This is a genomic window from Paenibacillus sp. J22R98, from assembly GCF_059383835.1.
The window spans coordinates 136,762-148,775 of record NZ_JBXENW010000005.1; the positions used below are offsets into that span (position 1 = coordinate 136,762).

A 12,014-nucleotide genomic window follows, 5' to 3' on the forward strand; every position below is an offset into this window, starting at 1 on the left:
AGAGCGATCGCATCGCTCTTGCTTTTATTTTCGTCTATGACTCGTGATCTTGCTTGTACGTATAGGCTCGCATAGCGACGACTATCGCCATTTCGCGAGTGACCGAATCAGCAGGGTTAAAGCGGTTTTCCGATCCCTGCATGATCTGCAGAGCGCTGATGGTCTGAACATCAACTTGCGCCCATTTGGATACTTGATCCATATCCTTGAGCGGAACTGCTAATTTAGTTTGCTGAAGATGCAATGCCCGCACCACAATGGCTGCCATTTGCTCACGAGTAATCGTATCATATGGATGAAACCGATCCTCATACCCCGTAATAATTCCTGCAGTATAGGCGGTATTAATATAGGCTGCAAACCATTTGTTCTGCGGTACGTCGGTAAATTTACTCGTTGTACCTGCTGCCTTGTTCAAACCGAGTACCTCGACCATGAGCTTGGCGAACTCCGCTCTGGTAATCTTTGTTTTCGGATTTAACTTTCCTGAGTTGCCTTGAACGAAACCTTTACTCGTAGCCGTCCCGATCGCGCTTGCAGCCCAAGCAGAGATTTGCTTCGCATCTGTATATTGCTTGCTCACATCCACATCGCTGCCCGATTCTGCGTGCGCAGCGGTGTAAGTGACGAATGAGGTGAAATGGTTCGTCTTGATAACCAGATCATTGCCGGCAACGAAAGCATAGGTGAGCTTCTTATTATCTTTCGTCGCCTTAATGCCTTCTTCCTCGGAGCCGTACACAGCAATCGGCGTAAATGCACCCTTTTCGATATAGCCGGCGGATTGACCTTTACCATCCTTGATCGCAATCGTAACAGGACGATCGAAGACGAACGACTCATTCTCGCCGCCCATGCCGATTACATGACTCAGAGCCTCCAGCTCCTTGCTCTCACTTGCGAGATTACCTTTCACAAGCTTAAGCACGCCGGAATCTTCCGTAGCGTAGTTCGATAACAACTCGAACTTCGAATTTCCGGTTTGGATCGTCGTTCCTTTATCCATGGTGAATGTGATGTTCCCTCTCTCCGCTAAGATCGAAGGGCTGCCGCTTCGCACGTCGTTCAAGTCCAGATATACTTTGGAAGTGTTATCCGGCATATGAATGACGACTTTCCCTTTTGCTTTCATAGCCTGTGTAATGGCTAAGTTTTGATCTTGCTGACCATTCGCGGGGATATTGATAATCGTTGTGTTATCCGGCAATTCCGGCCATTGGCTGTCCGGTGCACCTAAGTCTTTACCGAGATTTGTCGTATAACGCCATTCGACTTTATCTCCGTCTTTCAACGTGTAGCTGCTGGAGCCATAACTCGGGTATTGGCCGTTCACGTTATACATCCAGCCGCTGTATGCGCCATGATCGAATTCCCCGTCACCATCGATCGATTGCACGTAGACGCTACCGAACGAAGCGTAATATTCTGATTTATAGCCGATTCCCTTAGCATCGAGCGATCGCTTCAGCACGCTCCATGCGGTATCACCCGGTTGCAATTCAACGCTTGTGTTCTGCAGGATATAACCCTTGTTGATTGTGAGCTTATCAACGGAAATCGTAGCATGAGGCGTTGGAATCGACGGAATGGTTACTGCTTTTGTCGTATAGGCAATGTAGTCCGTAAAATGTTTCGTCTTCACGATCAAATCATTGCCGCTGTCGTAGGCGTACTCGTCTTTCCCGCTAGCTAGTCCCTCGGCATCGCTTGCGTATCTCTGAATCACATGTGGTGTTCTGTTCTCGATATAGGCAGTTTGGTTGCCTTTCAAGCCTGCAAAGGTCAATGTCATGTACGAATCGAACTCGACTCTTCCGACTCCACCGCCAATCGTTATCGCTTCGTTCAGTCGATCTAGCGATGAGCCACTTGGAATTAAGGTTTGTACGCGGCTAACCAGCACGGAATCCGATTTGTTCTTAGAGGTTAACAGCTCCAAAGAAGATCCATCACCGCTAATGAATTGCGACCCTTGCGGTATGCTGAACGTTAAGTTCCCCTTCTTCGCCTCGATGGCAGGCAAATCAGTGGCGAGCGGCAAGTTTAACATCACTAACGACTGATTTTGTTCCGGAATCGTGATAGCAATCTGTTTCCGCGAATCCGAATCGGAGATGCCGATGATATAGGGACGATCATCAGATGGAATTGTAATGGATGCTTGATCTCCGCTTGGCAGAGGCAATTCAATCGGCGGTATTCCGCTTCTCACTTCCAGCGGTATTGTCGTATGTACGACTGCAGGTGCGCTGTCAGGTACGAATTTCGATACGGATACGGTATAGCTTCCTGCAGCCAACCCGTCAAATCGCGCCGTGCCTTCAGCACCGGTCGTTTGCGTGGTGATCGTTTCACCATCGCGGACGATTTCGACATTTACGCCTTCCGCCTGTACCGGGACTAGCTTAAACGTGCTGTAATCCATGCCTAACTTGTAAACTCGGATTTCGAATGTATGGTTTTCATAGAGCGATGTTCCTGATTCAGGCAGTACCTGGATCGTGTCTATCGGAACGGTATCGTAATTCTTGTAATAGAACAGAAGGTTATCCGAAGGTTTCAATTGAAGTTGATCGATTGCACCGTCCGACGATGTCAACCATTCATTGCCGCGATGGATCGCGAAATCCCAACTGCCGTAGTCGCCATTATAATGGTCGTACGCAATCTGTTCGATTTCTAGTGCGAGCATGCCCCAATTCGATGAGATCTTCAGTTCAAGTCCGCTCGCGTCCGACAATGATTTTAACGCCTCTAGAGGGGTAGCTGCAGTTACCGTCCCTTCGGAGAACGATTGATTTCGCTCCGGCCCTTCCACACGGATCTTCACAGGCGCAGCGGCAATGGGCTCAAGACCAGGCAGTGTGCCGCTGAAATCGTATAACCGCTCACCATGTCCTTCTAAGAATAGCTTATAAGCATCGAGCGCTTGCAGTGCTTGTTCCGTGGCCATTCCATTCGATACTGGCATATCTGCCGTATGCGTGAACGTACCATCTTCCATTCGGAATTGCATGAGCTTGTCGAGCAGCGTAATTCCATTCTTCATATAGTCTGGGCCGGTTGGATCGATGCCGTGGGCAGTCAAGCCGATAATCGCCTGCGATACACTCTCGCTGGAATCGACGGTGCTTTCCCAAGGCATACCTTTTCCATAAGTAACGACATACCCGCCTTGAGGCGATTGATTCGCGGAAAGCCAGTTTGTAAGATCTGCAAGCAAATCCATACTCACTACAGTTGCATTGTCTGCGTAGGGTGCAAGGCCGATTAATGCCATCGCTGTTAGATCCGGATCGCTATTGCTGCCGACGCTGAGCGAGAATCCCCCATCCTCATTTTGACGAGAGGCAATGACGTCGACTAGAGCTTCTCTGGTCCACTTCGCTGTTGTTGGTATCTGGTAGTGTCCAGTATCCAGCGCAATCAATCCGAATATTGGACCATTAATGCCTTGGTTTGTCATATTGTCACTATTATAAAGTTTCTCAATTAAATCAATGCCCGAGATATCTGTTGCATCTTGTCCAGCAGCCGTTAACACCATAATCGTGCGTTCTAATTCAGTAACGCGATCGAATTCACCTTGGCTATATTTAACGCGATTAACTAAAGATTGAACGAAGGTATCGGGTATCTTTTTACCCGCCTTTGTCAATCCGATCGCCCCCCAATCGGTACCGACTCCCGTTGCGTCACTCTGGAAATAACTCGATGCAGCTTCAATTGTGGCTTCGAGATCGAACGCTGCCGCAGCTCGCGCGGACTTTACCGGACCGAGGCCGGCAGTGATTGACAATACCAGCATCATGGATGTAACGATAATAGCTAATGACTTCAACAGTTTGGAACGCATGGTCTCGCCTACTTTCTTAGTCTCTATTAATCAATCAATCAATCGTTCTATCCTTCTATCTCTTTAAAGCAGTTTTGCAGCAATGAGCATGCGGTACAGCATTTCTGCGATATCAGCCCTTTTCACAGCAACGGTTGGTTCTATGGTGAGTACATTCTGAGACAGAATGTTTTCGCGGAAGCTGAATGCCAGCGCAGATCTCGCCCACTCCGCCACTTTCGGGTAATCGCCGAATTGGGCCAACATATCTCTCGTTTCCGAAACGCTAAGTGATATATCCATTCCGCATAACTTGGCCGCGTTCGCGATCATTACAGCAGCTTCCTGCTTGGATATTGTACGACTCGGCGAGAAGAGACCAATTGACGTTCCGTTCACAATGCCGTACTTGTAAGCTGTGCCTACAGCACCGGCATACCAGCTTGTAACCGGGACATCCTTGAAAACCTGCGTCGCTTTCGGTGCGAGACCCAGACCTTTTGTCACAAGTCCGGCGAATTCTGCTCGTGTCATCGTTTGATTCGGCGCAAATGCAGAATCATTAACGCCATTAACAATACCTCTGGAAGCAAGTGCTTCGATCGCAGTCTTGTTCGCGTGTGTACGGATATCGGAAAAGGTTTTTCCGGGATCAACGACTGGCATGGGTGTAATATCTTTATGTTTATTCGGCAACCCAACACCAGCCTGATGATCGGAGGACAGTAACGGAACAACATCACTCATTCTGTACAAACTTGGCTTACCCGCTGCTGCTCTCTGATAATTAACGAGTCCGTACAGTGCCTGTTCTGTCGACATCCCCGTTACTCCACTTCCGTCTGCTGTGTGCCCGAATCCTTGTCCCTTCGTATAGTAAGTCAACAATTGATCCAGAATGGTTTTACCGTTCTTGACGAATCGACTATCATCGATCGGAATCCCGAGTTCACATAGCGCCATGAGCACTTGCACGGTGCTCTCAGCATTTCTCACGCCTAGACTTGCATAACCGCCGTAGTCTTCTTGGATGCGGGAAAGGGTTTGAACCGCCATCTCCGTTGCAGCCTTTACGTCAGGTTGATTCAGATACTTAGCTAAAGCTTGGATGGCCATGCCCGTTATGTCAGGGTCAGCAGTCGTTCCGGTGAGCGCGAACCCCCCATCCTCCAATTGCCGCGACAGAATTTCATCAATATACATCCCTCTGGTCGCGTGCGTACTTGCTGCTTCGTTGAAGGGAATCTCGTAATTGCCGCTATCCAGCGCGAGAAGTGCAAATATCGGACCGTTAATCCCTTGCCAGATCGTCTTGTCAAAATCGCCTAAAGGCATGAGCAAATTGTAGCCGGCAACATTCGCAGGATCTGCGCCGATTGCCCTGAGTGCCAGAATGATACGAGAATACTCGGTATATTTCTTATCGCTAAGATTACCTTTGGTTGCCGTAACAGCTTGTACGACATGGCTATAATAATTGTCATAATAGCTTTGCGGTACTTTGTAGCCGGACCGTGCGAGCCCGATAATGGCCCACTCGCCGCCAACGGAGCCCACCTGTGGATCTTTTACCACAGTCAGCATGTATTCGGCCGTTTCCTCGACTACACGGTCTACATGCTTCAAGCTCGTTTCCTTGATGCTACTAGGAACGGCGCCGATCGGATCGTTAGCCGCATTCGCCGCCAGAGGCAAAGCAGCAAATAACAGCAATACCGTCAGGCAGATAGAGATAATACGATTACACATCTTGCCTTTCACACGCTCACTCCTCAACTTTTGGTCCACAGCAGCCTGCGAAATGCCAAACAAAAAAGCCCCAGATTCGTTAAGAATCAAGGGCAGCCGGCGTCATCTATAAATAAGGACAACAAAAAAAAGCACCGCCTCCATCTTCCGTAGAGTCTGTGAAATCAAATCAAGGCAGGTCTCCTGGCTATGCGTCAACGCTTCTCTATACCTTCCCGGCTTGTGGGCCAGTGGCAAATCCTAGATCGGCTCTTCATTTACAGTGGCGGGACCGCGCCGGATTTTCACCGGACTTCCCTATTAAGCAGCGCTTATCAACTAAGCGTGCACCTTGACTCGTTCTATTCGATTGCTATTCATACTATAGAATAATGATGCTTTTGTCTATCATCTATTGGATCGCTAGCGAACCGCCCCATAGTAAAAAGCTATACCCTGGCATAGTATTTAAGTGTTTTCCGATAGCGCACTCCCCGCTCTATAATGAGCTCATCACACAGTGCAGGGAGAGATTCACATTGCAAACATCACTTATTGGCTATCCTAGAGTCGGATCATTACGAGAACTTAAATTCGCATCCGAAAAATATTTCAAAGGCGATCTTACAATTCATGAGCTTCATCAGACAGGCGTCGAACTTAGAGCCAACCACTGGAAAAGACAGCAAGTGCACGGTATTGACTTCATTCCGTCTAACGACTTCTCTTTCTATGACGGCCTGCTCGATACGGCTTGCTTGTTCAACATCATTCCGGATTGCTACCAAGAACTGGGACTCAGCCCATTAGAAACTTATTTTGCTATGGCAAGAGGTTATCAAGGGGCACAAGGTGACGTTAAAGCGCTGGCCATGAAAAAATGGTTCAACACAAACTATCACTACATGGTTCCCATCGTCGATGATTCCACAAGTATTCAACTGGCGGGCACGAAGCTGTTCGATGAGTTCTTAGAGGCTAAACAGCTCCATATCGCAACGAAACCGGTATTGATCGGTGCCTTCACGTTGCTCAAGCTTGCCAAATATACCGGCGTCAAGCAAGCGAACGACTTCATTCAAGAAACAGCTGCGGCTTACGCTGACGTACTGAATAAGCTAAATGAGCTGGGGGCCGAGTGGGTTCAAGTGGATGAGCCTGCGCTTGTGACAGATCTGACGCAAGAGGATCTTGCTCTCTTCACAAAGCTGTATACCCAAATTCTATCCGCTAAAGGCAATGTTAAAGTTCTTGTTCAAACGTACTTCGGCGACGTGCGAGATTGTTATCAAGCACTTCAAGCTCTCCCATTCGATGGCATCGGAATCGATTTTGTCGAAGGGAAACAATCGCTCGAGCTCGTGCGCCAAAACGGATTCTCGGCTGATAAAGTCCTGTTCGCCGGTGTCGTTAACGGTAAGAATATTTGGAAAAACAACTACAAAAACACGCTGGCAATCGTGCAAGAGTTGAACGGGCTAGCGAAGCAGCTGGTGCTTAGCTCCTCTTGTTCGCTTCTACATGTCCCTTATTCCTTGCAGAACGAAACAAAGTTGTCAGTCAATAACAAACGCTACTTCTCATTCGCGGAGGAGAAGCTTCAGGAATTTGCGGACCTTAAAACGATCTTGAAACACGCGAATCCGTATGCCTCCGACCTTTACCTGCAAAACGAAGAGCTCTTCAACGACACCCGTTTCGCAAGTAACGAGGCTGTACAAGCAAGAACGTCAACGCTAACGGATGCAGACTTCACGAGACTGCCGGCCTTCACAGAACGCGAAGCGCTTCAGAATAGTAAGTTCAAGCTGCCGCCGCTTCCGACAACGACGATCGGATCGTTCCCGCAGACAGCCGAAGTTAGAGCAAACCGGTTCTCCTTCAAGAAAGGTGCCATTACCGAGGAGCAATACAAACAGTTCAATTTCGATAAAATTGCGGAATGCATTGCCCTTCAAGAAGAAATTGGCTTGGACGTACTGGTACATGGCGAATATGAGCGCAACGATATGGTCGAATACTTCGGCGAGAGCTTGGACGGCTTTATTTTCACAGAGAATGCTTGGGTGCAGTCCTACGGTACAAGATGCGTAAAACCTCCGATCGTCTGGGGAGATATTAGCCGCTCCAAACCAATGACTGTTGAGTACTCGGCTTATGCGAAGAGCTTAACCGTCAAACCGGTAAAAGGCATGCTGACCGGTCCGGTCACCATTCTCAACTGGTCCTTCCCTCGTGAAGATATTAGCTTGAAAGACAGTGCGCTCCAGATCGCGCTTGCAATCCGAGACGAAGTGCTGGACTTGGAAGCGAATCATATCGAGATTATCCAAATCGACGAAGCTGCATTGAGAGAAAAGCTGCCGCTGCGGAAATCCGATTGGCAAGCCGAATATCTGAGCTGGGCCATCCCTGCTTTCCGATTGGTGCACAGCGGCGTACAGGCCGACACGCAAATCCACACGCATATGTGCTACAGCCAATTCAGCGATATTATTCGTGATATCGATGCAATGGATGCCGATGTCATTACGTTCGAAGCATCCCGATCGGATCTTGCCATAATCGATGCCATCAACGATTGCGGCTTCCAAACAGAGGTCGGTCCAGGGGTTTATGATATCCACTCCCCTCGTATACCAAGCGTAGATGAACTCAAGCAAGGCTTGAGTCGCATGTTAGACAAAATCGATGCTGCCAAACTGTGGGTCAATCCTGATTGCGGATTGAAGACGCGCGGTGTGACCGAAACATGGGAAAGTCTGCGTCACTTGGTTCAAGCTGCGAAAGAAGTCAGAGCTACTTTATAATGCAGACAAGAAAAGGATGAACTCAATTGAGTTCATCCTTTTGACTTAGAATCGCGTATCCAAAATCCGTGATGATGCTTTCGAGCTTCCCAACATAATCGGTGGCTAATTGACTCAGATTGGCTTTCCTATTCGTAATATAGCCGATTTGCATCTTCTCTACTGTTCGCAGACGCACCGATTTAATATTTTCCCCGTTCAAATCCTCATTGAGAACACCGGAGCTGATCGTATAACCATTCAAACCAATAAGGAGATTAAATAATGTCGCGCGATCACTCACCATAATTTTCTTCTTGTATGACCTCGTGCTTAATATCTCTTCCGAGAAGTGGAACGAATTGTACTCCCCTTGCTCGAAGGCGAGACAAGGGAACTCGTCCAAATCCTCAATATCCAGCATCGTCTTATCGGCCAGCGGATGCTCGGAGCTAATAAAGACATGCGGTTCTGCTACGAACAACGGATGGAATCGGAGTCCGCTTTCTTTCAGGATTTTCTCAATGACCTTCCGGTTGAAGTCGCTCAGATACAGGATGCCGATCTCGCTGCGCATATTGCGTACGTCTTCGATAATTTCATAGGTCCTGGTTTCACGCAACGTACATTCATATTCGTTGGTATTCAGATCCTTCAAGAGGCTTACGAACGCTTGGACGGCAAAAGCATAATGCTGCGTGGAAATAGAGCATAGCTTCTTCGTTGGTTTCTTATCCATGTAGCGCTGCTCAAGCAGCTCTGCTTGCTCCACAACTTGCCGGGCGTAGGATAAAAATTCAGCACCTTCATTGGAAAGCGCAATTCCCTTGGATGTACGCAAGAAAATGTCTAAACCGATCTCCTGCTCCAATTCTTTAACTGCACTGGATAAGCTGGGCTGCGAGATAAACAGTTGTTTGGCCGCTTCACTAATGGAGCCGCAACTGACTATAGCCAGGATGTACTTTAATTGCTGCAACGTCATTCGTATCCGTCCTTAAAGTGATAGTTAAACACATAATATAGGTACCTCTTTGTTTTGTCTATTAAACTCTGCATTCAAATCCTAAATAGTTCCAGATGAAGTGACTTTCTCGAACAATTACAAAAGGCGTCCTCCCTGTGTAGATACATAGGGAAAGACGCCTTAAATCATTGGCGGGACCGCGCCGGTGTTGCACCAGTGGTTTACAATGCCTTCGTCATGAAAATACTGTAAGGGTCTAGTACATAATCAGCGAATGGCTCACATTCTTCAAAACCAAGACTTGCATATAGCTTCTTAGCAGGGTTGTAGGATTCCAACGATCCCGTCTCCAAACTTAGCCGTGTATACCCGCGTTTCTTGGCTTCTTCGATCATATGTTCTAGAAGACGTCTCGCTACTCCTTTTCTTAAATGCTGCAGCGAGGTTCGCATGGATTTGATCTCTCCATGTCCCGCATCCAGCTCTTTGATGGCGCCACAACCGAGTAACTCATCCTCTTCCCATGCGCTCCAGAACGTGATTTCCGGCTGCTTTAACCCTTCGAGGTCCAGCGCATGCATGCTTTCCTCGGGAGACTGCTCGGCCATATTCTGAACATGTTCTTCGATTAGGGCAATGATTTTGACTCCGGTAAGATCATCGATTCTGATTTCCATGTGTCTACACTCCACTGTCTGTAGGATTTTATCCATTCATTATACTAATCCAGCCGAGTGAAGTCGATATGTATTCCGGCTCGATCCCAGTAAAGACGGATGCTATCACGAATACATCCATTCATGTTCTAAAATCGAGTATTGAAAGGAATCATGCCACTTTCCTTTATGCCGCATATGTTCTCTGAGATGGCCTTCAAATTTCATCCCAATTCGTTGCATCACGGTAGCAGAACTCACATTATCCGGTCGACAGGTTGCGTACATGCGATGAAGTCCGTGCTCTCGAAAGCCAAACTGCAGCAAGGCAGCTGCGGCTTCAGTAGCATAGCCATTTCCCCAGAATTTGCGATTTAAGCAATAACCCAGTTCCGCTTGTAAAGGACTGCCGATGTGAATACCACAGCCGCCAATCAGCTCCCCGCTTTCCTTCAGAACAACCGCAAATTCATAATCCTGCCGCGGCTGCTGTTTCTGCATGTCAATAACGCTATCGAGATAGTTCTGGGTATCTTCAATTGTATTTGGCCCCCAAATGGTATGCGTACAGACCAATGGATCTGAGGCATACGCATGGACAGCATCCAAATCGGAAGCCATAAATTCTCTAATGATTAATCGATTCGTTTCCATCATCTCATTTTGCCTCCTGCGACTTCGGTATTTTGATAAATTTTCCAGTCTTCATCTTTCGATAGTTGGTTTACATAACTATTATTATGTAACTCAAATCCGTGATGAACTACAGTATACGAAACAATGTATAAACATACATCATTGCGATCCAAATCTCATGATCAGCGTACTTCCATCCATTTCCGAATTCAATCATACCAAAAGATGGGATAGTCGGAAATACCGTCTACCCCATCTCAACCTACACATTAGTCCTGTTTGCCCTTCTTCCGCCGACGGAAGGAAATCCCGCCAAAGCCGCAAATGACAGCGATATAAAATCCTGCGTCGTACCACCAGCCTACGTTATGCGTTTCATAGACTCTGATGTGAGGTTTGAAGATGCCAATGATTAGCGAAATCGGAGCTACCCAGCCGTGCCAGATTCCCCAGAAAAAACCAGCCGGATGGTTCACGGTATTCGTTCCATCTCCGGGCACACATCCCGATAACGAAACAACGGTAACAAGCATAACGACTGTAAGGAGTACATATTTTGCTTTCATGTCCTTTCCACCTTCCTGAATCAAGTGATCCAATCGTGAATATTCCTGTTATCTCATGGATTTTTATGCATATAAATGATCGTATGTACGTTCACAGCATCATAGCCCGATGGGAGTGTCGATCAATCTGAAACGGCTGATTCTTTCTTTGCTTGTTGTTATCATGCTGATTGGCTGTGACACGAATGCAAACCAAACCGTTGCGGACACAGAAGAACCGCAGAAGACCCTTGCTAAGAACATGACCGCGCATCAGAAGGACATTTTCCAAGAAATTCTTGCACGGGTAGTACGCAATCGCAACAATCTGACACCTGAAACACGTCGACAATTCTGGGAATTGGTAGATGAGGTTGGAGCAACGGAGGAAGAATTGGCAACAATGAAAGATTTGTTGGCAGGCCCTATAGTCATTTATATGAAGTATTTCTTCGAGGATGCCTTGATTTCGTTAGAACAAGGTACGCCGTACAAATCGAATGAACGAGAACAATATGAACAGCATCTGAAATCGCTTGAAGCAATAACGGACTCCCGAATCGAAGAAAACAATTTACTAATGGAACAAATCGCCTATAAACAGCCGATCCAGCAAGGGAGTCAGTCAGCCGTGATGGATGAGGCCATGATTAAACAGGCTTTAGTCAATGTCAATCTTGCAATGGACACGATCAATCAGTTATTTACGAGACCATGATTTCGTTCGAATCCAAGGAGAGTCAACCTGACTCTCCTTTCTTATTTCAAGTGATCACTTCCCAATGAAAGATCGTTCATACAAGCAACTTTTCCCAAGTAATCACGTCTAATTATTGAGATTATTTGGGTAGCATTGAG

General features: G+C 47.3%; 8 protein-coding genes and 1 riboswitch. Of the genes, 2 read left to right on the plus strand and 6 right to left on the minus strand.

Translation table 11 applies throughout. From position 1 onward, the window contains the following. Positions 1-34 precede the first annotated feature (34 nt). On the minus strand, positions 35-3,856 hold the full coding sequence (locus AC50Y3_RS16155) for an S-layer homology domain-containing protein (RefSeq protein WP_494819754.1): 3,822 nt from the start codon (positions 3,854-3,856) through the stop codon (positions 35-37). Positions 3,857-3,919: 63 nt separating this feature from the next. After that, positions 3,920-5,596, minus strand: coding sequence for an S-layer homology domain-containing protein (locus tag AC50Y3_RS16160; RefSeq protein ID WP_494819755.1), 1,677 nt, complete (start codon positions 5,594-5,596; stop codon positions 3,920-3,922). A gap of 144 nt (positions 5,597-5,740) precedes the next feature. Then, a riboswitch (cobalamin riboswitch) is annotated at positions 5,741-5,933 on the minus strand. A gap of 169 nt (positions 5,934-6,102) precedes the next feature. On the opposite strand from AC50Y3_RS16160, the gene metE reads away from it, so the two are divergent. Next, the gene (metE, locus tag AC50Y3_RS16165; RefSeq protein WP_494819756.1) at positions 6,103-8,373 is read left to right on the plus strand and encodes a 5-methyltetrahydropteroyltriglutamate--homocysteine S-methyltransferase; all 2,271 of its coding nucleotides are present in this window, start codon (positions 6,103-6,105) and stop codon (positions 8,371-8,373) included. A 22-nt stretch (positions 8,374-8,395) separates the two neighbouring features. On the opposite strand, the gene AC50Y3_RS16170 is transcribed toward metE, so the two are convergent. From AC50Y3_RS16170 to AC50Y3_RS16185, 4 genes are all read right to left on the minus strand, one after another. Next, a complete protein-coding gene (locus AC50Y3_RS16170) occupies positions 8,396-9,337 on the minus strand; it encodes a LysR family transcriptional regulator (RefSeq protein ID WP_494819757.1) in 942 nt (313 codons plus the stop codon). Positions 9,338-9,540: 203 nt separating this feature from the next. After that, positions 9,541-9,996: a GNAT family N-acetyltransferase gene (locus AC50Y3_RS16175; RefSeq protein ID WP_494819758.1), complete on the minus strand. Its 456-nt coding sequence runs from the start codon at positions 9,994-9,996 to the stop codon at positions 9,541-9,543. 105 nt (positions 9,997-10,101) lie between these two features. Continuing rightward, entirely contained in the window at positions 10,102-10,632 is a 531-nt protein-coding gene (locus AC50Y3_RS16180; RefSeq protein WP_494819759.1) for a GNAT family N-acetyltransferase, read from the minus strand. Between the two features lie 248 nt (positions 10,633-10,880). After that, complete coding sequence (locus AC50Y3_RS16185) at positions 10,881-11,177, minus strand: hypothetical protein (protein ID WP_494819760.1); 297 nt, start codon at positions 11,175-11,177, stop codon at positions 10,881-10,883. Between the two features lie 109 nt (positions 11,178-11,286). Here AC50Y3_RS16185 and AC50Y3_RS16190 point away from each other — a divergent pair, with 109 nt between their 5' ends. Next, complete coding sequence (locus AC50Y3_RS16190; protein WP_494819761.1) at positions 11,287-11,874, plus strand: hypothetical protein; 588 nt, start codon at positions 11,287-11,289, stop codon at positions 11,872-11,874. Positions 11,875-12,014: the final 140 nt, after the last annotated feature.